26 protein-coding genes and 1 pseudogene are annotated in these 26,597 nt (G+C 70.0%); 14 read left to right on the forward strand and 13 right to left on the reverse strand.

The features are described 5' to 3' along the window. Positions 1-132 precede the first annotated feature (132 nt). Positions 133-1,179 (forward strand): S66 peptidase family protein, encoded by a 1,047-nt coding sequence (locus OG883_RS20905; protein WP_266543095.1) that lies wholly within the window; start codon positions 133-135, stop codon positions 1,177-1,179. Positions 1,180-1,304: 125 nt separating this feature from the next. Beyond that, positions 1,305-2,597, forward strand: coding sequence for an MFS transporter (locus tag OG883_RS20910; protein ID WP_266543096.1), 1,293 nt, complete (start codon positions 1,305-1,307; stop codon positions 2,595-2,597). Positions 2,598-2,826: 229 nt separating this feature from the next. Here the strand turns inward: OG883_RS20910 and OG883_RS20915 are convergent, their stop codons facing one another. The 5 genes from OG883_RS20915 to OG883_RS20935 all read right to left on the reverse strand — a co-directional run bounded on the left by OG883_RS20915 (position 2,827) and on the right by OG883_RS20935 (position 10,148). Further along, positions 2,827-3,873 carry a TerC/Alx family metal homeostasis membrane protein gene (locus OG883_RS20915; protein ID WP_266543097.1) on the reverse strand — a complete coding sequence of 349 codons (1,047 nt, stop codon included), beginning with the start codon at positions 3,871-3,873 and terminating at the stop codon, positions 2,827-2,829. A 225-nt stretch (positions 3,874-4,098) separates the two neighbouring features. After that, a complete protein-coding gene (locus tag OG883_RS20920) occupies positions 4,099-6,072 on the reverse strand; it encodes a TerD family protein (protein ID WP_266543099.1) in 1,974 nt (657 codons plus the stop codon). A 224-nt stretch (positions 6,073-6,296) separates the two neighbouring features. After that, the gene (locus OG883_RS20925) at positions 6,297-6,875 is read right to left on the reverse strand and encodes a TerD family protein (RefSeq protein ID WP_266543101.1); all 579 of its coding nucleotides are present in this window, start codon (positions 6,873-6,875) and stop codon (positions 6,297-6,299) included. 132 nt (positions 6,876-7,007) lie between these two features. Continuing rightward, positions 7,008-9,137: an excinuclease ABC subunit UvrB gene (gene uvrB, locus OG883_RS20930; RefSeq protein WP_266543102.1), complete on the reverse strand. Its 2,130-nt coding sequence runs from the start codon at positions 9,135-9,137 to the stop codon at positions 7,008-7,010. A gap of 60 nt (positions 9,138-9,197) precedes the next feature. Next, positions 9,198-10,148 (reverse strand): MHYT domain-containing protein, encoded by a 951-nt coding sequence (locus OG883_RS20935; RefSeq protein WP_266543104.1) that lies wholly within the window; start codon positions 10,146-10,148, stop codon positions 9,198-9,200. 245 nt (positions 10,149-10,393) lie between these two features. On the opposite strand from OG883_RS20935, the gene OG883_RS20940 reads away from it, so the two are divergent. The 6 genes from OG883_RS20940 (at position 10,394) to OG883_RS20965 (ending at position 16,202) form a co-directional block, all read left to right on the forward strand. Next, positions 10,394-11,272, forward strand: a complete 879-nt coding sequence (locus OG883_RS20940; RefSeq protein ID WP_266543106.1) for a glycerophosphodiester phosphodiesterase family protein — start codon at positions 10,394-10,396, stop codon at positions 11,270-11,272. 166 nt (positions 11,273-11,438) lie between these two features. Further along, positions 11,439-11,969, forward strand: coding sequence for a methylated-DNA--[protein]-cysteine S-methyltransferase (locus OG883_RS20945; RefSeq protein ID WP_266543108.1), 531 nt, complete (start codon positions 11,439-11,441; stop codon positions 11,967-11,969). 253 nt (positions 11,970-12,222) lie between these two features. Beyond that, positions 12,223-13,485, forward strand: a complete 1,263-nt coding sequence (locus tag OG883_RS20950) for an MFS transporter (protein WP_266543110.1) — start codon at positions 12,223-12,225, stop codon at positions 13,483-13,485. A 166-nt stretch (positions 13,486-13,651) separates the two neighbouring features. Continuing rightward, the gene (locus OG883_RS20955; RefSeq protein ID WP_266543112.1) at positions 13,652-14,092 is read left to right on the forward strand and encodes a GNAT family N-acetyltransferase; all 441 of its coding nucleotides are present in this window, start codon (positions 13,652-13,654) and stop codon (positions 14,090-14,092) included. A gap of 296 nt (positions 14,093-14,388) precedes the next feature. Continuing rightward, the gene (locus OG883_RS20960; protein WP_266543114.1) at positions 14,389-15,297 is read left to right on the forward strand and encodes a pseudouridine-5'-phosphate glycosidase; all 909 of its coding nucleotides are present in this window, start codon (positions 14,389-14,391) and stop codon (positions 15,295-15,297) included. Continuing rightward, positions 15,294-16,202, forward strand: a complete 909-nt coding sequence (locus OG883_RS20965; RefSeq protein ID WP_266543116.1) for a carbohydrate kinase family protein — start codon at positions 15,294-15,296, stop codon at positions 16,200-16,202. Before OG883_RS20960 ends, OG883_RS20965 begins: the two co-directional genes overlap by 4 nt. A 34-nt stretch (positions 16,203-16,236) precedes the next feature. On the opposite strand, the gene OG883_RS20970 is transcribed toward OG883_RS20965, so the two are convergent. Further along, on the reverse strand, positions 16,237-16,875 hold the full coding sequence (locus OG883_RS20970; RefSeq protein ID WP_266543118.1) for a uridine kinase: 639 nt from the start codon (positions 16,873-16,875) through the stop codon (positions 16,237-16,239). Between the two features lie 7 nt (positions 16,876-16,882). Beyond that, positions 16,883-17,299: a hypothetical protein gene (locus OG883_RS20975; protein ID WP_266543121.1), complete on the reverse strand. Its 417-nt coding sequence runs from the start codon at positions 17,297-17,299 to the stop codon at positions 16,883-16,885. Between the two features lie 174 nt (positions 17,300-17,473). On the opposite strand from OG883_RS20975, the gene OG883_RS20980 reads away from it, so the two are divergent. The 3 genes from OG883_RS20980 (at position 17,474) to OG883_RS20990 (ending at position 19,267) form a co-directional block, all read left to right on the forward strand. Continuing rightward, on the forward strand, positions 17,474-18,232 hold the full coding sequence (locus OG883_RS20980) for an SDR family NAD(P)-dependent oxidoreductase (protein WP_266543123.1): 759 nt from the start codon (positions 17,474-17,476) through the stop codon (positions 18,230-18,232). A 79-nt stretch (positions 18,233-18,311) separates the two neighbouring features. After that, a complete protein-coding gene (locus tag OG883_RS20985; protein WP_266543125.1) occupies positions 18,312-18,710 on the forward strand; it encodes a MerR family transcriptional regulator in 399 nt (132 codons plus the stop codon). Beyond that, a complete protein-coding gene (locus tag OG883_RS20990; RefSeq protein WP_266543127.1) occupies positions 18,707-19,267 on the forward strand; it encodes a hypothetical protein in 561 nt (186 codons plus the stop codon). Before OG883_RS20985 ends, OG883_RS20990 begins: the two co-directional genes overlap by 4 nt. 18 nt (positions 19,268-19,285) lie before the next feature. Here OG883_RS20990 and OG883_RS20995 read toward each other — a convergent pair whose 3' ends face one another. Continuing rightward, positions 19,286-19,720, reverse strand: coding sequence for a cupin domain-containing protein (locus tag OG883_RS20995; RefSeq protein WP_266549268.1), 435 nt, complete (start codon positions 19,718-19,720; stop codon positions 19,286-19,288). Positions 19,721-20,026: 306 nt separating this feature from the next. Between OG883_RS20995 and OG883_RS21000 the strand changes: the two genes are divergently transcribed. After that, a complete protein-coding gene (locus OG883_RS21000) occupies positions 20,027-20,707 on the forward strand; it encodes a peptidase (RefSeq protein WP_266543129.1) in 681 nt (226 codons plus the stop codon). 320 nt (positions 20,708-21,027) lie between these two features. Here OG883_RS21000 and OG883_RS21005 read toward each other — a convergent pair whose 3' ends face one another. Both OG883_RS21005 and OG883_RS21010 read right to left on the reverse strand, forming a co-directional pair. Beyond that, positions 21,028-21,759 (reverse strand): hypothetical protein, encoded by a 732-nt coding sequence (locus OG883_RS21005; protein WP_266543131.1) that lies wholly within the window; start codon positions 21,757-21,759, stop codon positions 21,028-21,030. A gap of 44 nt (positions 21,760-21,803) precedes the next feature. Next, on the reverse strand, positions 21,804-22,886 hold the full coding sequence (locus tag OG883_RS21010; protein ID WP_266543133.1) for a D-2-hydroxyacid dehydrogenase family protein: 1,083 nt from the start codon (positions 22,884-22,886) through the stop codon (positions 21,804-21,806). A gap of 35 nt (positions 22,887-22,921) precedes the next feature. Here OG883_RS21010 and OG883_RS21015 point away from each other — a divergent pair, with 35 nt between their 5' ends. Beyond that, positions 22,922-23,611: a DUF2293 domain-containing protein gene (locus OG883_RS21015; protein WP_266543135.1), complete on the forward strand. Its 690-nt coding sequence runs from the start codon at positions 22,922-22,924 to the stop codon at positions 23,609-23,611. Here OG883_RS21015 and OG883_RS21020 read toward each other — a convergent pair. Continuing rightward, positions 23,584-24,306 (reverse strand): chaplin, encoded by a 723-nt coding sequence (locus OG883_RS21020; protein WP_266543137.1) that lies wholly within the window; start codon positions 24,304-24,306, stop codon positions 23,584-23,586. The genes OG883_RS21015 and OG883_RS21020 overlap by 28 nt on opposite strands. Positions 24,307-24,496: 190 nt before the next feature. Continuing rightward, a pseudogene (locus tag OG883_RS21025) lies at positions 24,497-24,711 on the reverse strand (amidohydrolase family protein); the annotation flags it as partial. Positions 24,712-24,855: 144 nt separating this feature from the next. Between OG883_RS21025 and OG883_RS21030 the strand changes: the two are divergent. Beyond that, a complete protein-coding gene (locus OG883_RS21030) occupies positions 24,856-25,314 on the forward strand; it encodes a DUF3574 domain-containing protein (protein ID WP_266543139.1) in 459 nt (152 codons plus the stop codon). Between the two features lie 28 nt (positions 25,315-25,342). On the opposite strand, the gene OG883_RS21035 is transcribed toward OG883_RS21030, so the two are convergent. Then, on the reverse strand, positions 25,343-26,500 hold the full coding sequence (locus OG883_RS21035; protein ID WP_266549270.1) for a cytochrome P450: 1,158 nt from the start codon (positions 26,498-26,500) through the stop codon (positions 25,343-25,345). Positions 26,501-26,597: the final 97 nt, after the last annotated feature.

Below are 26,597 nucleotides of genomic sequence, written 5' to 3' on the forward strand. Positions count from 1 at the left end.
CGCCCTTGAACTCCACCGCTTGAACTCCACCGCTTGACCCCCACGGCTTGAACTCCACGGGGCGATTCCACCGTCCGGGCCCCGGCCGAAGAACCCTCGAACAGGCTGCGGACGCGTCGCTACGATCGCCGCATGCCGACTCCCACGTACCCGCCCAAACCTCGTCCCGGTGACCGGATCGCGGTGATCTCACCCTCCGGCGGTCTTCCGGAGCTGCTTCCGCTCCCGTACGAACTGGGACTCCAGCGGCTGGAGAAGGAGTTCGGGCTGGTGCCGGTCGAGTACCCGGCGACGCGCTCGATGGGTGCGACTGCGCAGGAGCGGGCCGACGACATTCATGCCGCATTCGGGGATCCGTCCGTGAAGGCCGTGATCGCGAGCATCGGCGGCGACGACCAGATCACCGTACTGCCGCTGCTGGACCGCGAGTTGATCCGCGCCAACCCGAAGCCCTTCTTCGGGTACAGCGACAACACCAACCTTCTGGCCTTCCTGTGGAATCTGGGCATCGTCGGCTATCACGGCGGGAGTGTGATGTGCGAGCTGGGCCGGCCCGGGGTGATGGATCCGCTGACCGCCGAGTCACTGCGCGCCGCCCTGTTCTCCTCGGGGCCCTATGAGCTGCGTCCCGCCGAACGGTTCCGGGTCGTGGACCGCGACTGGGCGGACCCGGCGACCTTCGAGCGGGAGCCCGAGACGCAACCGGCCGGAGGCTGGGACTGGCACGGGCCGGAGCGGGTCGTGGAGGGCCGCAGCTGGGGCGGAAACCTGGAGATCCTCTCCTGGTTGCTGATGGCGAACCGCGAGATCCAGGACGACCTGTCCGTGTACGACGGCGGGGTGCTGGTGCTGGAGACCTCCGAGGAACTGCCGCGCGCCGAAGAGGCGTTCCGGATCCTGCGGAACATGGGCGAGCGCGGCCTGCTGCGGCGTTTTCCCGCGCTGCTGATGGGGCGCCCCAAGACCTGGTCCCTGTCACAGCCCAACAGCCCTGAGGAGCAGGCACGTTACGCACAGGAGCAGCGCGCGGCGGTAATGCGGGCTCTGGAGGCGTACGCCCCGGGCACGATGGCCGTCTTCGACGTCGATCTCGGGCACACCGATCCTCAGCTGGTCATCCCCTACGGGGGTGTGGTGCGGGTGGACGGGACTGCGCGGCGCATCACCGTCACGTACTGAGAGAGGCTCCGGCGCGGTGGCAGGGGCGGCGCGAACGGTCCGGCTGCGGATGCTTCCGTGCGCCCCCGTAAACCCGGGTCCACGCAGGTAGTTTGGCCGTCATGCGCGAAGATCAACCTCCGTCCATGACCCGGATCGCGGCCGCCTCGCTCGCCGGTACAGCCATCGAGTTCTACGACTTCTTCGTCTACGGGACCGCCGCCGCGCTGGTCCTGGGGCCGCTCTTCTTTCCGACCTTCTCGCCGCTGGCGGGGACGCTCGCCGCCTTCGGCACCTTCGGGGTCGGCTTTCTGTCGCGGCCCATCGGGTCGGTGATCTTCGGGCACATCGGCGACCGGTACGGACGCCGTCCTGTACTCTTCGCCTCCCTGCTGCTGACCGGGGCGGCGACGGTCGCCGTCGGGTTCGTGCCGGCGTACGCGTCGATCGGGGTGGCCGCGCCCGTCCTCCTGCTCGTGCTGCGCTTTCTCCAGGGGCTGGGGCTCGGCGGCGAGTGGGGCGGGGCCGTCCTGCTGACAGCCGAGCATGCTCCGGAGCGGCGGCGCGGACTGTGGGCGAGCTTTCCCCAGATCGGGCCCTCGGTCGGCTTTCTGCTGGCCAACGGGGTGATGGTGGTGCTGTCGGCGGTGCTGACCGATGCGCAGTTCCGGTCGTGGGGCTGGCGGGTGCCGTTCTGGGCGGCGGGGGTGCTGGCGCTGGCCGGGCTGCTGCTGCGTACGTCCCTGTCGGAGACCCCGCAGTTCAAGAAGCTCGCCGAGACGGGACTACGGGCGAGGGTGCCGCTGATCGACGTGGTGCGCGGGCAGTGGCGGCTGGTGTTGCTGACAGCGGGCGCGCTCGCGATCGGCTACGCCGTGTTCTACGCGGTCACCACCTGGTCGCTCGCCTACGCCACCGAACAGCTCGGGGTGGACCGCACGACGATGCTCGCCTGCATCATGGCGGCGGTCGCCGTCCAGGGCGCGGCGACGCCCTTCACGGCGATGCTCGGCGACCGGTACGGGCGCCGGCCCATGTGTCTGCTGGGCTGCGCGGCGGCCGCGCTGTGGATGTTCCCGATGGTGGCCCTGCTGCAGACCGCGGAGCCGCTGCTGATGTTCGCCGGCTTCCTGGGCGCGCTGCTGGCCTTCATCACGATGTTCTCGGTGGTTGCCGCATATCTGCCGGAACTGTACGAGCCGAGGGTGCGCTGCACGGGAGCGGCCGTCGGCTACAACCTGGGCGGGGTGGTCGGCGGTGCGCTGACGCCGATCGTGGCCACGACGGTGGCCCGGGGCGACGGGCCGCCGTGGGGCGTGGCGGTCTATCTGACCGCCATCGCGCTGCTGAGTCTCGGGTGCTTCGCGCTGCTGCCGGAGACCCTGCCCGCGGCGGCACGGACCGGTACGGCTGAGCCGCCGGAGGCGGTACCTGCCTGACGGACGCCGGGCAACCTGACGGACGCCGGGCAAACGGTGCCCCTGTCCGACGGGCGGGGTGCGGACTGGCGGGGGTGGCGGGGTGGCGGACTGAGGGCACGGGGCAGCAGCGACGGCCTGCTGCTCCACGCCCCGTGGCCGATGGACACTCCCCCGCACAAGCAAGTACCGGCCGGAGTGCTGAGCAACTCCGGCCGGTACTGGACATCCCTGGGCCGCTCGCCCGCCGTCAGGCCTCGACGCTGTCCTTCTCGGAATCGGACGAGTCGGACGACTCGCGCGACTCGTTCGCCTTGTCCGAGGCGGCCGCGTCCGCCTCGGCTGCTTCCCGCGTGGCCTGCCTCTTGGAGGCGATCAGGCTGGTGATCGTCGTGACGATCAGCACGCCGCAGATGACCGCCAGCGAGAACGGGATGGAGATCTCGGGGACATGCACCCCGCTCTCGTGCAGAGCGTGCAGCACCAGCTTGACGCCGATGAAGCCGAGGATCACCGACAGGCCGTAGCTGAGGTGGACCAGCTTCCTGAGCAGTCCGCCGATGAGGAAGTACAGCTGCCGCAGACCCATGAGCGCGAAGGCGTTGGCGGTGAAGACGATGTACGGGTCCTGGGTCAGGCCGAAGATCGCCGGGATGGAGTCCAGCGCAAAGAGCACATCAGTGGTGCCGATCGCGAGCATGACCACCATCAGCGGGGTCAGGATGCGCTTGCCGTTGCTGCGGATGAAGAGCTTCGTGCCGTGGTACCTGTCGGCGACGCCGAAGCGGTTCTCGATGGACTTGAGGAGCCGGTTCTCCTCGAACTCCTCGTCCTCGTCGTCGGAGCGCGCCTCCTGGATGAGCTTCCAGGCGGTGTAGATGAGGAACGCACCGAAGATGTAGAAGACCCAGGCGAAGCTGGCGATGATCGCGGCGCCGGCTGCGATGAAGATGGCGCGCAGCACGAGGGCGATCAGCACACCGACGAGCAGCACCCGCTGCTGGAGGTGGGAAGGCACCGAGAACTTCGCCATGATCAGGACGAAGACGAAGAGATTGTCGACGCTGAGCGACTTCTCGGTGATGAAGCCGGCGAAGAACTCGCCCGATGCCTGGCTGGTGCCGAATATCAGCAGGCCGAGGCCGAAGAGCGCGGCCAGGACGATCCAGACGACCGTCCAGATTCCGGCTTCCTTGATCGACACGTCATGGGGCTTGCGCCCGATGAAGAAGTCGACAGCAATCAGGGCACTCAGACCAAGAATGGTCAGCACCCACAGGGTCCATGAAACGTCCACTGCGCCTCCGGCGTCGTACGGCTACTGATCAGCGTCGTCGCTGCCGGAGGTCTCCTCCACCCGGGACGGCGTGTACCGCACCACGGGCCGACGCCCCGGGACCGATGTCGGTCCGTATTGACGGGCACGCCGCGAGTCGGGAGTACTCCCCTCCGCGCAAAGAAGAGTACAGGAAAGACCAAAGGAAGGTAAAGGCGTTGGTAAAGCGGACTCCAAGTGCGCAGGTCAGCGGCGCCAGTCCCGCCGGGCGGCGGCCACTTGGTCCAGCACCTGCCGCAGCACCCCGCTCCCCGGTGGCACCGGCAGCGGCTCGTACGTCCAGGCATGCCGGACCCAGGGGTCTGCCAGATGGTCGTCGGGGACCGGGGTGATGCGCAACAGGGAGCGCCAGAGCGGGTCGAGCACCGGTCCGTACGCGCTCGCGTCCTCGCGGTCCGCGACCATCAGCAGATGGACACCGACCGCCGGACCCTCGTCGGCGAGATAGCGCAGCTGAGTGACGGCGCGGTCGTCGAAGCCGTGCGGGAAGTCATTGACGATCAGCAGCTGTTCCGCGGTGTCCAGATCGGGCGGGAGCGAGTCCGCCGCGCCACCGCGCATCGCCATGGTCACCAGGTCCACGCGTTGGGTGAGCTTGGCGAGAACGGCACTGACGCCCTGGGCGCCGGCCGCCGGCGGACCGGCGAGGACCCCGGAGTCGACCAGCGGCGCAAGCGAGGCGGCCGCCGTGCCCGCCGGGTCGATGACATGGACCGAGAACTCGCCCGGCGGATAGACCGCGAGCAGCCGGGCGGCGTGCGTGACCGCGGAGTCCAGGGCGAGTTTGCGCAGCTGCGCCTCGTCCAGCAGCAGAGCAGCCTCCGAGCCGGAACGTCCGCTGTCCACCCACAGCCCCCGCTCCAGCGGCAGCCGCACCAGGAACGGGATGCGCAGATCCGGGCTCTCGGGGAGATGAAGGTCACCGAGGCGCAGCGCCATCGGGATCTCCATCGGAACGCGGTACGCGTGCCAGGCGGGGTTGTCCCAGCGGGCGAAGGCGGGCGGCAGAGCGGGCTCGACGACCTCGGACTCGGCGGTGAGCTGTGCGAGGTCCCGGTCGAGGACCTGGCGGGCCTGCTCGGTGAGCTGCTCGCATTTGGCGCGGGCCGCCTCGCGTGCGGCGTCGCCCGTCCCGCCGATGCGGCTGCGCGGATCGGAGAGGACCTTGTCGATCTCCTGGTCCATCCGGGACTCGGCAAAGTCGACAGCGCTGCGGTACGCGGCGGTGGTACGGGCCAGATCCTCGAACATGCCCCAGATCTGGTTGTAGAGGCGCTCCTCCATGGACCAGCCGGTGGCGTCGCCCGCGACCGGCCCGGCCGGCTGCCCGGGCTGGGCGGGCTGAGCGGCAGGGGGCGGCGGCGGGGGCGCGACGGACTGCCGCCGCGGATGGGCGTAGTTGATGGGTCCGCCGGATCCCGGCGCGGGGTGCGCCGCGTCGGGCGTGGGCGTCTGACCGGAGGCAGCGGGCTGCGCCCCGGCGACCGAGAGGCCGTCGGAAACCGTGGTGTCCGGTCCGGGCGCCGGGTTCTGCGGCATCGGCGGCATCGGCGGCCTGGCGAACACGCCGTCGGCACTGCTCGTACGCAACTGCGCCGGTTCGGCACGGGGCGCGCGCTCGGCTGCCGTCTCCTGAATGGCGGCGGCCGTTTCGCGGGCCTTCGCCAGCCCCTGGTCACCCAGCAGCTCCACGAGTCCGCCGGCGTACCCCTGGCCGACGGCGCGCACCTTCCAGGCGCCTTGGCGGCGGTACACCTCGACCGCGACGAGCGCCGTCTCGGCGTCCAGGCCGGTGATGGTGAAGCTGGCCAGCTCGTCGCCGTCCTGGACGGCGACCGCCACGAAGGGGGCCTCGGTGGCGCCGAAGTGGGCCGGGCCGCCGGTGTTTTCGGGGAGCGCGAGCAACGCGTTCACCTGATGCACCTCATCGGGCACGGCGTCCAGGTCGAGGGCGAACCGAGGCGCTTCGGTGGCGCGCGGGGACACCTCGATCCCGGTCAGCACGGGGGCGCCCGGGTGCGCGATCCACTCCTCGCGTACCGTCCCCTGCTCGTCGGCGCAGGTGGCGCAGGCCACGACCGGATGGCCGGCCGACACCCGTATCTCCAGGCGGGTGTGGGGCAATGGATGGTTCTGCCCCCGGACCAGCTCGGCCGTCATCGCCTCTGTCCCCTCGGTGCTGTGCGGTGCTCTGTGGTGGTCGTGCCCGCTGAGCTGATGACCGGACTCCGCTGCGGTCCTACGCAGCGGCCGCCCTCGGCGGTCGTTCTCGGCGGTCGTTCTCGGCGCGCGTGTTGGGCTGTCGTGCTGGGTGGTGACAAGCGGTGCAGCTCCCGGCGGCCTGGTGCCTCCGGGAGCTGCGTGTTCTTCCGCCCGACCCGTGCCTACAGGTGCGGCAGGATGGACGGCATCAGGTCCTGGAACGTACGGCCGTTGGCCGGGTTGCCGAGGGCCGTCATCTGCCAGCCGGCGCCTGCGCGGTGCACCTTCGCCATGATCTGCGCGGTGTACTGGCCGCCGCCGTCGAGCGTGTAGCGGGCGAGCTCCTGGCCGTTGGTCTCATCGACGATGCGGCAGAAGGCGTTCTGCACCTCCTGGAACGTCTGGCCGGTGAAGGAGTTCACCGTGAAGACGATCTGGTCGATGTGAACCGGCACGCGCTGCAGGTCGACGAGGATCGCCTCGTCGTCGCCGCCCGAGCCCGCTCCGCCGACCAGGTTGTCACCGGTGTGCTTGACCGAGCCGTCGTCGCTGACGAGGTGGCGGAAGAAGACCACGTCCACCGGCTGCTTGTCCGCGAAAAGCACCGCCGACGCATCCAGGTCGACCTCCCGGGTGCGCGAGCCGAACAGACCGCGGCGCGGCGCTGCCTGCCAGCCGAGCCCCATCCTCACCGCGGTGAGAGTGCCCCCGTCGCTCTTCTGCAGGCTGATGGCCTGACCCTTGGTCATGTTGACCGTCACGCGCTGTCCCCTTCTCCCGAATCGCTGCCGCCCATGTGTGCGGTTGTCCAGCACCCTACGCAGTCACTCGAACGACGCGTCACAGTTGGCTCGTTTTTGTGTCGGTCTTGAAACACACCTGGTGTGAAGGGCTCAGGCGAGGCCCGCCTCCTTCATCTGCCGCAGCTCCTTCTTCAACTCGCTCACCTCGTCGCGCAGCCGTGCCGCCACCTCGAACTGCAGATCGGCGGCCGCGGCCCGCATCCGCTCGGTCATCTCCTCGATGATCCCTGCCAGTTCGGCCGCCGGACGGTCGGTGAGCACCTCGCCCTTCTTGCCGGACCTGCCGGCCTTGCCGCCGAGCGCCGGGGCGGGAGCCTTCGCCCCCTTGCCCGGCTTGTCCGCCTTCGCCTGCCGGTATCCGGTCCCGAGCAGCTCCTCGGTGTCGACCTCCTCACGCGCGATGGTCGCAACGATGTCGTTGATCTTCTTACGGAGGGGCTGCGGGTCGATGCCGCGTTCCGTGTTGTACGCGATCTGCTTCTCCCGGCGGCGGTTGGTCTCCTCGATGGCCTTCTCCATCGCCGCGGTGATCTTGTCCGCGTACATATGGACCTGGCCGGAGACATTGCGCGCCGCGCGGCCGATGGTCTGGATCAGCGAGGTACCGGAGCGCAGGAAGCCCTCCTTGTCGGCGTCGAGAATCGCCACCAGCGACACCTCGGGGAGGTCGAGGCCCTCGCGCAGCAGGTTGATGCCGACCAGGACGTCGTACTCACCAGCACGCAGCTCGCGCAGCAGCTCGATCCGGCGCAGGGTGTCGACGTCACTGTGCAAGTAACGGACCTGAATGCCCAGTTCGAGGAAGTAGTCGGTGAGGTCCTCGGCCATCTTCTTGGTGAGCGTGGTGACCAGGACACGCTCGTTCTTCTCCGTGCGTTCGCGGATCTCGTGCACCAGGTCGTCGATCTGGCCCTCGGTGGGCTTGACGACGACCTCCGGGTCGACCAGGCCGGTGGGGCGGATGATCTGCTCCACGAAACCGTCGCCGCGGGAGAGTTCGTACTTACCGGGGGTGGCCGACAGATAGACGGTCTGGCCGATGCGCCCCTGGAACTCCTCCCATTTCAGCGGACGGTTGTCGAGGGCGGACGGCAGCCGGAAACCGTGGTCGACCAGAGTCCGCTTGCGGGACGCGTCACCCTCGTACATCGCGCCGATCTGCGGCACGGTGACATGCGACTCGTCGATGACGAGGAGGAAGTCCTCGGGGAAGTAGTCGATGAGGGTGTTCGGGGCGGAGCCGGGGCCGCGGTCGTCGAAGTGCATGGAGTAGTTCTCGATGCCCGAGCAGGAGCCGATCTGGCGCATCATCTCGATGTCGTACGTGGTGCGCATGCGCAGCCGCTGGGACTCCAGCAGCTTGCCCTGCTTGTCCAGCTCGGCGAGGCGCCCCTCCAGCTCCACCTCGATACCGTTGATCGCCTTCTCCATGCGCTCCGGTCCCGCCACGTAGTGACTCGCGGGGAAGACGTAGAGCGACTGGTCCTCGCTGATGATCTCGCCGGTCAGCGGGTGGAGGGTGGACAGGGCCTCGATCTCGTCACCGAACATCTCGATGCGGACGGCGAGCTCCTCGTATACCGGGAAGATCTCGATGGTGTCGCCACGGACCCGGAAGGTGCCGCGCGCGAACGCCACGTCGTTGCGCGTGTACTGGATGTCGACGAATCGACGCAGCAGTTGGTCGCGATCGATCTCGTCGCCGACCTTGAGCTGCACCATCCGGTCGACGTACTCCTGCGGGGTGCCGAGGCCGTAGATGCACGAGACGGAGGCGACCACGATCACATCGCGCCGGGTGAGCAGGGAATTCGTCGCGGAGTGGCGCAGCCGCTCGACCTCCTCGTTGATCGAGGAGTCCTTCTCGATGTACGTGTCCGACTGCGGGACGTACGCCTCGGGCTGGTAGTAGTCGTAGTACGAGACGAAGTACTCGACGGCATTGTTGGGCAGGAGCTCGCGGAACTCGTTCGCCAGCTGGGCGGCCAGGGTTTTGTTCGGCGCCATGACCAGGGTGGGACGCTGAAGCTTCTCGATCATCCAGGCGGTCGTCGCCGACTTGCCGGTGCCGGTCGCACCGAGCAGGACGACATCCTTCTCGCCTGCGCGGATACGCCGCTCCAGGTCGGCGATGGCCGTCGGCTGGTCGCCATTGGGCTGGTAGGGACTGACGACCTCGAAAGGCGCCACCGTGCGTTCGATCTTGGAAACGGGCCGCATGCAACAACCGTACGACCCACCACTGACAGCCGGGTGGTGATCCGCAGGAGATCACCGGCTTCACCAGTCGCGCGACCGTGGAAAGTCGCCGGCCCGGGGCTCCCGGCGCAGGGTTTCACGATGCGCGGCCCGGTCGGCTCCCCAGCTCGCAGGCTTGCCGTACCGGTCGCCGGCGGGCTCACCGTACCGGCGCTCGCCGTGCGACGGCTGCGAGCGCTGCGCGGGCACCCCGGCGCGCCTGTCCCGCCCCTCGCCCGGCCGCTGCCAGGCCGGCTCGCCCATCACCAGCAGCGGGTCGAACATCACCACCACCCCGGCGAGGAGCAGAAAGACCACCGGGCCGACCAGCATGGGCACGAGGAGCGTGGCGGGCGAGTCGCCGGCTGCAGCGGAGCGGCCCCCGGCGCCGTGCAGATGAACGCTGACCGCGGCCATCCCCACGTAGTGCATCCCGCTCACCGCGATGCCCATCACCAGACTGGCGCCCAGGCTCGCCATGAAGCCGTGGACCGACACAGCCGCCCAGAGCGCGGAGGTGGCGGCCACGACGGCGATCACTACGGAGAGCGCGACCGTCAGCGTGTCGTACTCGAGGCGTCCCTGCAGTCGCATTCCGGCCATGCCGAGGTAGTGCATGGAGGCCACGCCGAGACCGGTGATCATGCCGCCGGTGACCAGGGCCATGGGGGTCGCACCGCGGTATCCGACGATGAAGATCCCTATGCCGGCCATGACGACGGCAATGGCGAGGCCGGCGAATGTCGTCGGTACGTCGTACGCGATCGGTGCCTCCGCGACGGTGAAGCCCATCATCGCGATGAAGTGCATGGACCAGATGCCCGAGCCGATCGCGGTGGCGCCGAGTGCGAGCCAGCCCGGCTTGACGGAAGACCGGTTACGGAGGGACCTGGTGGTACAGCGCAGGCCCAGGGCCCCGCCGAGGCACGCCATGAAGTACGCCGCCACGGGTGTGGCGAGGCCGTAGCTGAATCCGTCCACAGTGCCCTGCATACCCGTATGCCCTTCGCTCCTTGTGATCCCGCGATCCCTGACGGAACGTCTGGTTGGGGGCGAGGGTATGGCCCCCGCAACGCTAAGCAAACAAGTGAACGGAGATTTATCGACACGGAAGTTGTCACGTGATGTGTTCTGGTCGGTTCCGTTCACATAGTGGCCATACTTCGCCTGTCCCTCGTTGGCCGCCGAGTGCCACCGTCGGCCCGACCGTCCGTGGTCCGACGACGTGAGGAGTCCATGTGTACGCACGCCCCGCCGCAGCAACGGCCGCCGCCGTCCTGGGAGCCACCGCACTGCTCCTGCCGGGGTCCGCTTCCGGGACCCAGGAGAGCCCGGGCAAGGCCGGTGAGCCACTCGTGATCGCCCATCGCGGCGCCTCGGCCTACGCGCCGGAGAACACCTTCGCCGCAATCGACCTCGCCGACGACATGGGCTTCGCCTGGGTCGAGAACGATGTGCAGCGCACCAAGGACGGCGAGCTGGTCGTCGTCCACGACGATTCGCTGGCCCGGACCACCGACGTGGAGCAGCGCTTCCCCGGCCGGGCGCCCTGGAAGATCAAGGACTTCACGGCCGCGGAGATCGCCACGCTGGACGCCGGCAGCTGGTTCGGGGCCCAGTGGGCGGGCGCGCGGGTGCCGACGCTGAAGCAGTATCTGAACCGGGTCGAGAACAACAGTCAGAAACTGCTGCTGGAGATCAAGAAGCCCGAAACCTACCCGGGCATCGAGAAGGACACGCTGCGGGTACTGCGGGAGACGGGCTGGCTCGACCGCCACCACGTCACGCACAAGCTGGTGATCCAGAGCTTCAGTGCGGACAGCGTGAGAGCGGTGCACGAACAGCGGCCGGACATCACGACCGGCTTCCTCGGTATGCCGGCGGTCGCCGACCTGCCGTGGTACGCGGGGTTCACCGACCAGATCAATCCGACACACACCTCCGTGACGGCGGACTATGTGGCCGCCGTGCACGCGCTGAAGGGCGCGCACGGCAAGCGTCTGCAGGTCAGCACGTGGACGGTGAACGACGCCGCGGCCGCCATGCGGGTGGACGGCTTCGGCGTCGACGGGATCATCACCAACAACCCGGACGTCGTACGGGACGCGGTGGACTGATCTGCACTGATCTGCATCGATCTGAAACGATCTGAAACGATCTGCACTGATCTTCAGTGGCGGGGCGGGGGCTGACGCCTCGAACCGGGCGTTGTCGGCGCTGTCAGCGTTGTGGGCGCTGTCAGCGTTGTCAGCGTTGTCAGTGGGGGGTCGTACCGTGGTCGGCATGAAGAGCTTCGAGTGGACCGTGATGGGCTCGGACATCGGACCGCTGCTGCTCGCCGCGACCGACGAGGGCCTGGTGAGCGTGGTCTTCCATGCCGACGCGGCGGTGCGGGACAGGGCGCTCGGGCGGCTGGCGGGACGGCTCGGTACCGAGCCGGCGGAGGACGCGGGGGGACGGCTGGCCGAGCCGATACGCCAGCTGGAGGCGTATTTCGCGGGCGGGCTGCGGGAGTTCGAACTGCCGCTGGACTGGACGCTGTCCGGAGGCTTCAACCGGGAGGTGCTGCGAGAGCTGGCGGACGGCGTGCCGTACGGAACGGTCGTCGGGTACGGCGACCTGGCGGCCCGGGTCGGTCAGCCGGGCGCGGCGCAGGCGGTGGGCGCGGCGATGGGTTCCAATCCACTGCCGGTGGTGGTGCCGTGCCACCGGGTGGTGGAGACGGACGGCGGGCTGGGCGGGTTCGGAGGCGGGCTGGAGACGAAGCGGAAGCTGCTGGCACTGGAGGGGGTCCTGCCGGAGCCGTTGTTCTGAGTCAGGCAAGAGGTACGCCGAGTGCCGGGCAGCGGGGCCGGCCGGGAATCGGGCCGCCCATCTCCGGGCGGACGGCCGGCTCGGGCACGGTTTCCTACGTGCGTACTGGCTGGCACACTGCGTCAGTGACCAACAGCCCTGACGGACCTGACATACCTGGCGTGCCCGGCGCGGTGGCTCGCGCTCCCGAGCGCGCCGGCCATGCCGGGCAGCGGGACGCGCCTGCCGCCGGCGGTAGAACGGCGTGCGTGCGATGACCGCGACCGACGACAAGGCCGCGGCTCGCGTCACCGTGTCGGAGAGCGACCTGCCCGCGCTGCGGCGGCGCATCAACGCCGTGCTCATCGCCAGCCAGATCCTCGGCGGGCTCGGCGTCGCGACCGGTATCGCGCTGGCCGCCGTGCTGGCGCAGGAGGTGAGCGGCACCGAGGCACTGTCCGGGCTCGCCCCGACCGCCACCGTGGCCGGGACCGCACTGCTCTCCATGCCGCTGGCAGCGCTGATGACGGCCCGCGGGCGGCGGCCCGGACTCGTACTCGCCTATCTCATCGGGGCGTTGGGCGCGGGCGTGGTCGTGCTGGCCGCCGTCATCTCGAACTTCCCGCTCATGCTCCTGGGCATGGCCGGGTTCGGTGCAGGTTCCTCGGCGAATCTGCAGGCACGCTTCGCGGCCGCCGATCTCGCGGAGCCCGAGCGGCGTGGCCGGGCCATCTCCACCGTTGTCTGGGCGACCACGATCGGCGCCGTGCTCGGCCCGAACATCGCGGCGCCCGCGGGCCGCAGCGTCGCCGGACTCGGCATACCCGCGGCCGCGGGCCCGTTCCTCTGGGCCGCCGGCGTCTTCCTCGTCTCCGCGGCAATGGTCCTCGTCCTGCTGCGCCCCGATCCACTGCTGACCGCCCGGGCCCTCTCCCCGGAGGACCGCTCCCCCGAAGGGCGCTCGCTGCGCGCCGGGGTGCGGGCCGTACGGGAGTCTCCGATGGCCCGGCTGGCTCTGGTCACCGTCGCCGTCTCGCACACCGCAATGGTGTCGATCATGTCGATGACCCCGGTCGCACTCAGCCACCACGGCGCGGACATCCAGCTCATCGGCCTGGTGATCAGCGGCCATATCGCGGGCATGTACGCGTTCTCGCCGCTGATGGGCTGGCTGGCGGACCGTATCGGCCGGCTCGCGGTGATCGGGCTGGCGGCCGGACTGCTCTCCGTGGCCGCGCTGCTGGCCGGCACAGCCGGAGCGAGCCACGGACAGACCGCCGCCGGTCTCTTCGTGCTCGGTCTGGGCTGGTCGGCGGGCCTGGTGGCCGGTTCCACCCTGCTCACCGACTCCGTACCGCAGCCTGCCCGGGCCGCTGTGCAGGGCCTGTCGGATCTGACCATGAACACGGCGGCCGGGATCGGCGGCGCGGCCGCCGGGCTGATCGTCGCGCAGGCGAGCTACGGCTGGCTGAACCTGGTCGGCGCCTGTCTGCTGCTCCCGATGGCCGCGCTCGCCGTACGGAGGGCCCTCGGCTGACGAGGCCCGGGGACGAGGCGCAGGGCACCCGTAGGAGGACCGCTCGGCCCGCGCACGGACAGGAGAAAAGACGGCACGGGAAGCCGCCGCCGACCTGCCGATGACATGGCGCGCTGGGGCGGACAAGGGAGTTGACGCCCCACGATGCACACGGTTTCCTGCTGCGATGACTGATCTTCGCATCGAGCAGGCGGACGGCGATGCCATGCTCCAGGACTGGCAGTACGTCCATAACGTGATCATCCCCACCGACACCTTGTCACTCGACGAGGTGCGAGAGCGTGTCCAGCGCTACCGGTTGGAGGTTGCCTACCTCGGCGACGTTCTTGTGGGCTGCTCGACGGTGCGTCCGCCCACGAGCGACGCATCGGTGGCGACCGTGATAGCCCGAGTGCTCCCCGCTCACCGCGGGCAGGGGTTCGGTGAAGAGCTCTACGCACGAGGGCTGGCACATGCGCGAAAGCTCGGCGCTGACGTGATCGAGACGGTTGTCCTGGCATCCAACGTGGACGGGCTGCGCTTCGCGCAAGCGCACGGATTTGTCGAAGTCGAGAAGTACCTGCTGCCGGGTGACAGCGTGCCCTGGTTCACGTTGAGGCTCCCCTGAGCCGATGTGACCGGCCTGGGCGTGCTCGGCTCGTGCTCTGGTGCCCGCTCTTCACCGGCTCGGTGTGGGCGCACACCAGGTCGCATTCGGCGGCCAGTTCGCCGCACCGTCACGTAAGTGCGCATCCCTCTGTGGGCACTTGTCGCACTTCAGAGCGTGTATCCGTCTGCCCCCTGGGAGCGACCGGCTCCTGACACCCCGGAGACGGCCGGGAGCGCCGGGACTGCCAGGACCAGCGGGGCCGCCGGGTCGCGCCTGACGTTTGGGTAACCTCCCGCTGTGTCAGAGATGGTGACATGCCATCACATGAGCTCGTGCTGTCCGAGGAAGTATGGGAGGCGCTCCCCACACGCCGCCCCGTAGTCGCCCTGGAGTCGACGATCATCGCGCACGGACTGCCGCGTCCGCGCAATCTGGCCGTCGCCGAGGAACTGGAGGAGCTCGTACGGGCCGGGGGCGCCGTACCCGCCACCGTCGCCGTACTGGACGGCCGGGCCCATATCGGCCTGGAAAAGAGCCAGTTGGAGCGGATCGCGGGAGACAACGGCGTACGCAAGCTCGGCCATCGGGATCTCGCGCCCGCCCTGGCCACGGGAGCGAGCGGGGCGACGACGGTGTCGGCAACGGCGTTCCTGGCGGCGCGGGCCGGGATCCGGGTCTTCGCGACCGGCGGGCTCGGCGGCGTACACCGCGAATGGTGCGAGACGCAGGACGAGTCGGCGGATCTGCGGCTGCTGGCACAGACCCGGATCACGGTGGTGTGCGCGGGCGTGAAGTCGATCCTGGACGTCCCGGCGACGCTGCAACGGCTGGAGACGCTCGGCGTGGGCATCCTCGGGTACGACACGGACCACTTCCCCGGCTTCTATCTGGCCTCCTCGGGCCAGCCCGTCGACTGGACGGTGCGCACGCCCGAGGAGGTGGCCGCCGTGATGGCGGCTCGGAACTCGCTGGGCGGTCCGGAGTCGGCGCTGATCGTCGCCAATCCCGTGCCGGAGTCGGAGCAGCTGGACCCGGCGCTGCACGACCGGGTGCTGGGCGAGGCGCTGGACGAATGCCGGGAGCGGGGCATCAGCGGCCAGGCCGTGACACCCTTCCTCCTCGACTGTCTGATGCGGCAGACCGAGGGAGCTTCGCTGGAGGCCAACCTGGCGGCGGTGCGGGGCAACGTACGGCTGGCGGCCCGGATCGCGGCGGCGCTGTGAGGGCAGGGGCGGCCCTGCTGGTCGTCGGCGACATCGTCACGGACGTCGTGGCCCGGCACCGCGCCCCGCTCGCCCGGGGGACGGACACGGCGGCCAGGATCCGCATCCTGCCGGGCGGGGCCGGGGCCAACGTGGCCTGCTGGGCGGCCCGCTGGGGCTGCGGGGACGTACGTATGGTGGGGCGTGTCGGCGCCGATGACACAGCCTGGCACGCGGAGCAGCTGCGGCTCGCGGGTGTACGGCCCCGTCTCGTCCCCGATCCCGAGGTGGCGACCGCCACCGTCATCGCGCTCGTCGACACGACCGCCGAGCGGACCTTCCTCACGGACAGTGGCGCGGTACTGCGCCTCTCCCCCGCCGACTGGTCGCCGTCGCTGCTGGACGGCGTCGGTCATCTGCACCTCTCCGGCTATCTCCTCTTCTCCGAGACCAGCCGCCGAACGGCCCTGCTCGCGATGGAGTCGGCGAGGGCACAGGCCGTCCCGGTGAGCGTGGACCCGGCATCGGCGGGCTTCATCACCGGACTCGGCGTGGACCGTGTACTGACGGCGCTCGGCGGCGCGGACGTCCTCTTCCCCAATGCCGACGAGGCGCGTCTCCTGACCGGCCTGCCCGATCCGGCCGAAGCCGCCGCCGTGCTGAGTCGGCATGTCCCGCTCACCGTCGTCACCCTGGGAGCCGAGGGAGCCCTGGTCGCGGAGTCCGGTGCCGTCACGGCCCGCGTCCCGCCCGTGCGGGCCGAGGCGGTGGACTCCACAGGCGCGGGCGACGCCTTCACCGGCGCGTTCCTCGCCGCCCGGCTGTCCGGGGCCGATGCCCCGGAGGCCGCGGCGCAGGGCTGCCTGGCGGGGGCGGAGGCGGTGACGGTCGTCGGCGGCCGGCCGCAGTCCGAGAAAGCACCCTGACCCATGACCTGGCGCCCCGGCCCCATCTGCCGTGTCAGCCGAGGCCGCGCCACGCGGGATGGCGCGGATCGTCGGCCCGTACGAGAACGTCCGCGGCCTCCGCCGGCCCCACCTCGTCCTCGTACCGCTGGAACGCGGGCAACGTCCAGCGCTCGCTCTGCTCCGTACGCCGCCGCAGCGCCCCGGGCGACAGCCGCAAATGCACCGTCAGGTCGAACGGGAACCAGTGCCCGAGGAGGAACGGTCCGTGCAGCAACAGAACGCCGCCGGACGGGAGTTCGACGTACCGGCTGCGGGTCGCCCGGTCGGTCTCCGGATCCCACAGATCGGGCAGGACGCGTCCCGTGCCGCCCGCCTCCAGCGGCCCGAAGACCTCCCGCCACAGCGCGCCGGTGTCGAACCAGCCGCTGTAGTACGTATCGGGGTCCTCGCGCCCGTATTCGTACCGCAGCGAGGCGGGCCGCAGAAAACCGCCCGTCCCGGCCACGAGCACGCTGCGCCCGCGCAGCCGCAGAGCTTCGGCGATCCACTCGGCGAGCTCCCCGGTCCGGGCGGCGGGGGCGCCGTCGACGCCGACACGCAGCCAGGGACTGCCGTCCTCGGCCTTGGTCTCCATCGCCCGGTCGGTGACGGCTTCGGTCAGCCGCTCCCAGGTGATCGCTTCGAGTCGCACGCACCCATCATCGCCTCGCCGGGGTCCGGCGCGGCGCGTCGAGATCGGATCCGTCGGAGCTCGGGAAGTGGGAGGGGACCCCGAAACGGCGGGCGAGCCCGTGTTCTGCCGCGCTCGCTTCGTACGCCTCCTTGGGGTAGTTGCGCAACGAGGCGAGGAAAACCTCCTCCCGCGGGTCCGCAATGATCGCGAACAGCACGACCATCCAGCCCTGGGTGTCGCCGTCCCCGACGGCCTCGAAGGCGACGGGCGGCCGGGGCAGCTCCGCGGCCTGCGTGGCCAGGGTGCCCACGTCCTGCGGTGGCGGCGGGACCAGCCGATCGGCGAGCTGCTCAGCGCGTCGGCAGAACACCATCCGGCAGTCGATGAGGCTCGGCATCGGCTCGGCCCCGGCCGCCCGGAAGGACTCCCGGACGGTCGGCATGACCTGGATCATCCTGCGCCGCCACCACCAGATCGTCGATGCGCTCCCGCGCTGCCGCGGGCCGCCGCGTCCACAGGTCTGGGTCTGTTCGCTCCACTCGCTCCGTCGCTCCACAGGGGATTGCCCCTGAGGGGATTGACCCTGCCATTGACGGCAGGGTTCGAGCATCCCCCTATGGAAAGCAGCGCAGCAAACAGCAGAACCGTCGTCGTCACCGGGGCGGGCACCGGCATCGGCCGCGCCACCGCCCGGATGTTCGCCGAGCAGGGCGCGCACGTGATCGCGGTGGGCCGCAGGCCCGGGCCCCTCGCCGAGACCGCCGAGGGCCGCCCCGCCATCCGCCCGCTCGTCGCCGACATCACGGCGGAGGACGCGCCCGAACTCGTCGTACGGACGGCCGTCGAGGCGTACGGACGGCTCGATGTCCTCGTCAACAACGCCGCCATCGTCCACGGCGGCCCGCTCGGCACCCTCACCCGCGAGACGATCCAGCCGCAGCTCGCCACCAATCTCATCGCCCCCGTCCTGCTCACCCAGGCCGCGCTGCCCGCCCTGGAGGCTTCCGGCAGTGGCGTGATCGTGAATGTGACGACATCAGTGGGGCAGCGCGCCTGGCCGGGCAATTCGCTGTACGCGGCGACGAAGAGCGCCCTCGAACTCCTCACCCGCTCCTGGGCCGTGGACCTCGCGCCACGCTCCGTTCGGGTGGTGGCAGTCGCGCCGGGCGCCGTCGACACTCCGATCGGGGACCACCAGGGCCTCACACCCGAGCGCCAGGCGGCGGTACGGGCCTGGCAGCTGGCGCACACCCCGCTGGCCAGGGTGGGCCGCCCGGAGGAGGTGGCCTGGGCGATCGGTCAACTCGCCTCACCCCAGGCCTCGTTCATCACCGGCACAGTCCTCGCGGTCGACGGCGGGGCAGTGGTCGCCTGATCCACGACGCCCCCGGCCCGCCCGCCCCGGCCCGCCCCGGCCCTGTCCGTGTCAGGATGGCGCCGGAGGTGGGGCGCGGATGCGCATCGGGGAACTGGCACAGGTCACAGGCGCGACAGCACGTGCACTGCGGCACTACGAGCAGGTGGGGCTGATCAGCTCGGACCGCGCTCACAACGGCTACCGGATCTACGACGACGGCACGGCCGTCCGGGTCCGCAACATCCGTCATCTCCTGGCGGCCGGACTGACCCTGGAGGACGTGAACGCGTTCCGCGCCTGCCTGGACGGCGACATGGTGACCGCACCGCCGTCGGAGGCGGGCATCAGGATCGCGCGGGAACGGCTCGCGGTCCTTGATGCACGGATCGCGGCGCAGACCGAGGCCAGGGACCGGCTGGCTACGACTCTGGGCAGCTTGAGCGGGAGCACGAGCGGGAGCGGCACCGGGCGCGGGAGCTTGAGAGTGAGCCGGTGAGCCTGTCCGACACCGAGTCCCCCACGGCGGCCCCTGCCCGGCCGCGCCGCAGCGGCATCCGGGTCGCTGTGCTGTCCCTGCTCGCGGTGTCGGCCGGCCTCGGGCTGTTCTGGCTCGCCCTGGTCCTGACGACTCAGGAGCCCCGCTCCCGTACCTCCGACGTGGACGCCGCGGAGACCTTCGCCCATGTCTCGGTCGACCAGCACCCCGACGAGATCCGCTTCTACGTCGCCGCCGAGGCGAAGGTGGCACGGTCCGCGTCGGGCGCTGTTGTCTCCTCACGGCTGCGCTACGACATCAAGGTCGTACGGGACAGCAGCGTCGCCGACTTCATCCGTACGTACGACATCGGCCGCCGCGGCAAGGCCGTGGCTTCCCGCACGGGCGCCGTGTACACGGAAGAGATCGACGGCCGGGTGCGTACGGTGCGGGTGGAGTACAGGGCCCCGAAACACCAGCCCGACCAGGAGCCGGAGCCGTACACCGGCTCCGACCCGCTCAAGGATCCGCGTCTGGGCACCTCGGCCGCGACCGTCGTGGTCACCGCTGAGGACTGAGCCCTCCCACCGTGTCGGCTACTTGTCTTCGCAGGCCGGGGCAGGCGCGTCGACAGACAGCGGACTGCCCTGCGGCAGCAGATACGTCACATACAGCACCACAGGCTCGCTGCCCACGCTGCGCCCGTTGTGCCGGTGGCGCGGGCCGGCGGGTTCGACGAAGGACGTACCGGCGGCGTTCACCTCGACCGAGCAGTCGTCCAGCGTCCGGCTCAGCGTCCCGGACTTGACGACGGCGAGGACCTGACCGGGGTGGTGGTGCCAGCCGGTGGAGCCGCCCGGCTGGATGGTGACTGTCCGTACGACCACATCGGTACGGCCCTTGGCCTTCAGCTTCAGCGTGCCTTCGGACACGCCCTGCGCGAGCACGGTGCCCGAGACACCGGTGCCGGGCGTGGCGTTGGCGGCCGAGGGTACGGTCGCAAGCGCCGCCAGGCACCCCACCAGCACCATCGTCGTACGCGTACGCCCCTGCCTCTGCGTCCCGCCCCGTATGAGCCCACCGAACCGGCCGAACCTCATGGAACCCCTCATGGAACCCCCTCCAATTCCTCGGCGTAGCGACGGCGTTCCCTCACGAACACCTGTCCGCACCTTCGCCAAAACCGCCTTAACGTACCTGATGTGCCCCGGACTTCATCCCCGGCCTCCCGTACTCTGACGATCTCGACGCCGTGATCAGCCGAATCACGCATCAGGCCTGTCAGCCCCACCGGCCGTACCAGCCCCACCAGCCGCTTCCCGAGTGGATACCCGCCAGTGACCCAGTGCTCCACCTGCTCCGTCCCCGTCCACACGCAGTTCGCGTCCCCGGACCTGATCGAACAGATCGTGTACGGCGGCCTGGATCCTGCCGCCGACCCGGCGTGGGAGTCCTCGGGCGCCGCGACGCCGGAGGAGTACGGGCGGTGGTGCGGCCATCTGTGCGGCATGACCTGCCTGCGCATGGCACTCGGGCCCGCCTCACCCACACTCTTCTCGCTGCGCGACGGAGCGCTGAAGTACGGCGCGTACACGCAGGACGCCGAGGGTGTCATCCGCGGGCTGATCTACGCTCCGCTCGCGTCGTACGCGCAGGAGGTGCACGCTCTCCCCACCACCGTCCACCGCGAACTCTCGCCACAGGACATCCTCGCCCTCCTCGACGAGGGCAGGACGGTGATGGCCTCGGTCCACTACGAGATCCGCAACCCGGACCGTCCCGCTCCGGGCAGAGGCGGTCATCTGGTCCTGCTGACGGGGCGTACGGAGGACCGGGTCCACTTCCACAATCCGTCCGGTACGACGGCGGAAACCCGGGCGGCCGACCTTCCGTTGGCCGGCTTCGCCCGGTTCTTCGCGGGACGGGGAGTCTCCTTCGGCCCCCGGACGCACCCCGGAACGGCCGCGGGAACGGGCGCGGACACGGCCGCTGAAACGGGAGCGGGCCCGGGGGCGTAGCCGGCCCCCGAGCCCTGTGATGCCGCCCATCTTGCACGCCGGCACGCTTGAGAACCCGGGTCAGTCGTTATGTCGCCGCGTCCTGCCTTTGGACCACCGCGGATCGAGCTCCGCGGGCCGGACTTGAACCGGCATTTCGACATACCAGGGCCCGAGCCCGTTCGATCCGGCGATCGGCGGCGAATGCTGAATCTGGAGCAATAGTCTGAGATTGATCACGGCGCCTCAGTGGGAACCGTCGATTCACGACAAACTTCAGTTTCAGCTTTGCGCTCCTCGCGCACCCCGGCCGCACACAGGCGGCCGGGGAGTCCATGACGCTACCCGAACAGGTAGCCGAACACTGCGTCCCCCACCCGCTGGTCCGTGACCTCCGCGCCGTTCGCCTCCTCGCGGGCGAACTTCACCGCCTGCTGAAGCTTCTCCACCCGCTCCAGCAGCTCGTTCACGCGCCGGGCCGGCAGCGCCCCGGAGAACTTCACGGTCGTCCAGTACCCGACCGGAATGTCCTCGTAGTACACCTCGACCTGCGCCGGGTGCTTCTCTGTCGCCTCGGCCTTCACATGGTTGCGGGGGACCTTCTTCGTACGGAGGGTGCGTACCGACTCCGCCTTCCACGCATCGGTCGACGGGTCCTGCGTCCACGCCTCGGAGGCGTCGAGCACCGGCAGCTTGCGCACAAAGGTGTTGATGTCCGTCAACTGTTTCTCGAGGAAGAGGAGATACGCGACGGGCACCTCGCTCACCAGCACGCGCCCGTCCACCGTCACATCGGCACGCGCGGCGCAGTTGGCCCAGTCCTTGGTGGCGGTCACATCGAACAGCCTGGTCAGTGTCTTCGACGTCTCACGCAGCACGTCCTCGGCCTTGACCTGGACCCGCGTGGACTCGGGCGGCAGCTGCTCGCCCTCCTCGTCCTTGGGCTGGTACGTACGCGAGATACCGGCGAGCAACGCAGGCTTCTGCAGACCGTGATGGACTGCCGTCAGGTCCTGGTGCGCCTTGGACTTGACGCCCTTCTCGACTGCGATGATCTGATTGAGTTTCGCCACGTCGATCAAGCTAACAACACCGGCCGACGCTATCGAACGATTATTCAGATCCCCGAGCCTGCACTGACACTGAGGATGCGGACGGGCCGTCCCGCGAGATACGCGACGATGTCCTCGACGGCCTGCTGGAAGTAGCCCTCGTAATTGCGCCGCGTGACATAGCCGAGGTGCGGCAGCCCGAGGAAGTTCGGTGCGGAGCGCAGCGGATCGCGGGCGGGAAGCGGCTCGGTTTCGTACACGTCGGCGCCGGCTCCGGCGATCCATCCGCCGTGCAGGGCCCGTACGAGCGCGGCCTGGTCGACGATCGCGGCTCGCGAGGTGTTGACGAGATAGGCCGTACGCCGCATCCGCTTGAGCTCGCTTCCACCGATCAGCCCGCGCGTGCGGTCGCTGAGCTGCAGATGTACGGAGACGAAGTCGCCGGCCTCCAGCAGCTCCCCGAGGGAGCGGGCACGTACGACCCCGATCTCGGCGGCCCGCTCGTCGGTGAGGTTCTGGCTCCACGCCATGACGTCCATGCCGAAGGCCTGGCCGACGCGTGCCACCTTCGCGCCGATCCTGCCGAGACCGAGGAGCGCGAGCCGCCGTCCGTGCAGGTCGGCGCCGACGGTGGACTGCCAGGGGCCGTTGTGGTGGAGGGCCGAGCTCTCCTGCACCACATGGCGCGCCAGACCGAGAATGAGTGCCCAGGTCAGCTCGGCGGGCGGCTCGGAGTTGCTGGCAGTGCCGCACACGGTGACGCCGTGGCGGGCGGCGGCCTCAAGGTCGATGGAGGCGTTGCGCATACCCGAGGTGATCAGCAGCCGGAGCCGGGGCAGACGGGCGAAGAGCGACGCGGGGAAGGGGGTGCGCTCACGCATTGCGACGAGGATCTCGCAGTCGCCGACCGCTTCGGCCACCGCTTCCTCCGAGGTGAAGTGGTCGCACACCGACCGTACTTCGACACCGGCACCGACGCCGGAACCCGCATCCGCACCCGCACCCGCACCCGCACCCGCATCAACACCGGCACCGGCACCGGCACCGGCACCGGCGTGGGCTCCGGGACTGCCCGCGACTGCGGACCAGTCCGCCATGGACAGCGCCACGTTCTGGTAGTCGTCGAGTACGGCACAGCGCAGCGTCATGGGAGCGGAGCGTACCCGGTGGGTACGCTCCGGACATGGAGCTGGTGGTGATCGAACCACTGAAGCGACGGCACTGCGCGGAGTGCCGTCAAGGGCCCCTTCCACGGCACCTTCTGGAGTTCAACGCGCCTGTCTGTCTGGATTGCGCGGACCTTGCCCATCTCGTGTATCTGCCCCGGGGCAGCGCCGCTCTGACACGGCGTGCCCGCGAGGCGAGTTCACTGTGGGCGGTCGTGATCCGCTTCAACCGCCGCCGCAAGCGGTACGAACGCCAGGGCCTTCTGGTCGAGGAGGCGGCACTGGCGCGGGCGGAATCGGCGTGCCTGGCGGACGCCGATGCCCGGGCCCGTCGACGTGAGCGGGACGCGGTGCGGCGTACCTCCGAGGACGTCCGCTTCACCGCTGCCCTCGCCGCCGCGATCCTGCGACTGTTTCCCGGCTGTCCGCCCGCCCGCGCCCAGGACATCGCTGTGCACGCGTCGGTGCGCGGCAGCGGCCGGGTGGGCCGCACCGCGGCAGGCCGCTCCCTGGAAGAGGGAGCGGTGACGGCCGCCGTGCGGGCTTCCGTACGACATCTCGACACCCAGTACGACGCCCTGCTGATGGCCGGGGTCGCCCGCCACGAGGCACGGGCCGGAGTGGCGGCCGTGATCGACGGCGTACTGGCGTGCTGGCGTTCGCAGACCGAGCGCTCCGGCTACGAGGTGGGCCGGGAGCGGCGGTAGAGCAGGACGCCACCCAGCAGCAGGGCAGCGCCCGCGGGCACGGCGTAGGCGACCGGGCCGGCACCCGTGTGGGCGAGGGCGGTCGGCGCCACGTTTCGCGGGGTCGGTGCGTACGGCTTCACCTCCTTCGGGGGGGTCACCTTCGGCGGGGTCACGGCCTTCGGCGGAGTCACCTTCGGCGGCGTGACGGCCTTCGGCGGGCTGACGGGCGGCTTGTCACAGTTGTCGGACGAGGAGTTACCGAAGGCCGGGTTGAGGGTGCCGACCACATTCACGGAGTTCCCCGTGACAGTGGCCGGAAGGACGACGGGCCGTTGCACGCCGTTGCCGGCGAGAACACCGGACGAATCCCTGCTGCCACCTTCGACGGTGCCCCCGCCGGGTGTGCGGTGCGTGCCTGATGCCTGGTGCCCGCCCGACTTGTCGTGCCCGCCCGAATGCCTGTGCCCGCTGTGCGAGGGTTTGGCACAGGAGTTGCCGGCGGCCGGATTGAGCAGCCCGACGGCTTTGACGGTGTCACCGCATGCTTCGACCGGGTCTTTCACCGGAACCTGCGCCGTGTTGCCCGACAGCTCTCCGGGAGAATCGGCCGCACCGCCGTCCGTGTGAGAGTCGGCGTGCGCGTATCCCGCCATGGCGAGCGCGCCCCCCGTGAGCATCACGGTGGCCAGACCCTTTCGGTGAATCTGCCTCATGAGTTTCCTGCCTTCAGGAGAAGTTCGCGGCTACTTGCCCGCATCTGAGATAACGTCCGACAGACCGTCCGAGTTATGCGAAATGGGCCTTTCACTCCATCGAGTGTGTGGCCGTTCGAACCAGCCGTCGCAGTCCTGGATGCGGTGCCCTTGGCGGCGGCTCGAAGGCGGCACCCGGACCGGCGTGATGTCCGGCCCGTTCGAGAACCTCGATAGTCGTACGCCCACAGCGGGCGAGGCTGTTGTCCGTCTGCGTCTTGTTCTCGGCGGCGTGCAGATGTACGAGCAGCCCGTGCTCGCGCGCGAGTTCGGCGGTGGCTGCCAGGTCGGCGTCGTCGACGGTGTACGGGACGGGGGAGCGAGCGAGGTGGCGATCCGCCCGCCGGCGTCCCGCAGCCGCAGCGCGACCCGTTGCGTCCGGGATGTGCTCGTGGGGATGGTATCCGGCCGAACTCCTCGTCCCGGCGTACTGCTGCACGGTCCGCTTGCCACAGTGACAACGCAGCCGGCATCCGCCGCGCGGCCCCCGGACGAAGGGATCCCCCCACCGTGCCGACCCTGAAGCAGCGCACTCTGCTCGCCGTTGCCGGAGCCACCGTCGCCGTACTGGCCGTGGGTGCGCCCGCCGCCACCGCCGCGCTCGACAGCGAACAGCCGAAGGCGGCCGAGGCCCCGTCCGAGGCGTTCATCGAGACGCGGCTGTTCTTCGGTACGGAACGGCCGGACGGCGGGCCCGATGTGAGCGACCGGCAGTTCATGCGCTTCATCGACCGCAAGGTCACGCCGAGCTTTCCCTCCGGGCTGACCGTCCAGGAAGGCCGCGGCCAGTGGCGGGACTCCAACGGGACCATCGAGAAGGAGCGTTCGTACGAACTGATCCTGCTGTATCCGGCAACGGAGGCACACGTACGCGATCCGCAGATCGAGCGGATCCGCGAGGCGTATGCGAAGGCGTACGCGCAGGATTCCGTCGCGCGGCTGGACGAGCCGACGCTCGCCGACTTCTGACCGCAGGCCGCCGTGTCCCGCCTCGCGCTCAGTAGCGCACGGGAAGACTGATCAGCCCTCGGGCGCGCGTCGACGGCCGCCACCGCAGCTCGTCGTACGGGACATCGAGCGCCAGGTGCGGAAGGCGCTCCAGCAGCGCGACGAGGGCGATCTCGGTCTCGAGGCGGGCGAGCGGTGCGCCCAGGCAGTAGTGGATGCCGTGGCCGAGTGCGAGGTGACCCGCCGTGTCACGTCCGAGGTCGAGCCGGTCGGGATCGGCGAAACGGTGGGGGTCACGGTCGGCGGCGGCGAGGGAGAGCAGCACGGTCTCCCCGGCCGGCACTCTCACGCCGCCGATCGACAGATCCTCGACAGGGAAGCGACGGATGGCCAGGAGCACGGGCCCGTCGTACCGCGCGAGCTCCTCGACCGCCGCCCCGATCCTGCCCGGCTCGGCGCGGAGCGCGGCCAGTTGCCCGGGGTGGCGGAGCAGGGCGAGAGTGGCATTGCCGATGAGCTGGACGGTGTTCTCGTATCCGGCGAAGAGAATCAGGAAGGCGAGCGACATCAACTCGTCCTCGCTGAGCCGCTCGTCGTCGCCCCCGTCCCGTACGGAGATCAGCGCGGAGAGCAGATCGTCGCCCGGTTCGGCCCGCTTGTGGGCGAGCAGCCGGGCGAAGAAGGCGAGCATGCTGCCGATCGCTTCCTTCGCCCGTCCCGGCTGCGCGGGATCGGGGGCGACGAGCGCGTCCGTCCAGGCCCGGAAGTCGGGCCGGTCCTGCGGGGGCACGCCCAGCAGTTCGCAGATGACGGCGATCGGCAGCGGCGCGGCGTACGAGGCGACCAGATCGGTCCGTCCGTGCGGTTCGACGGCGTCAAGCAGTTCGCCGGCCGTACGCCGGATCGGCTCCCGCAGCTGCTCGATCCGCCCCGCGGTGAATGCCTGCGTCACCAGGCGCCGGATACGGGTGTGATCCGGCGGGTCCATGTTGAGCAGATTCGCGTCCAGGGCGGGCGGCAGCGCGAATCCCCGGTAACTGCCGGGCAGGGCCCTGCCCTTGTCCAGCGAGAGGCGCGGGTCGGCGAGTGCCTGGCGTACGTCGTCGTAGCGCGTGACGATCCAGGCGGGGAGCCCGTCGGGCCCCGCGATCCGGTGCACGGGCCCGGTCTCACGAAGCCGCGCGTACACGGCGTACGGATCGGCCATCAGCTCGGTCGTCGGATCTATGAGTGCCACGGCCCCACCCTAGACGCGCCGCATTCCGGAGCTGACGTCGACGGCCCCGCCCCGGGCGGATGCGGCG

Origin of the sequence: Streptomyces sp. NBC_01142 (assembly GCF_026341125.1) — a bacterium.
Lineage (GTDB): Bacteria > Actinomycetota > Actinomycetes > Streptomycetales > Streptomycetaceae > Streptomyces.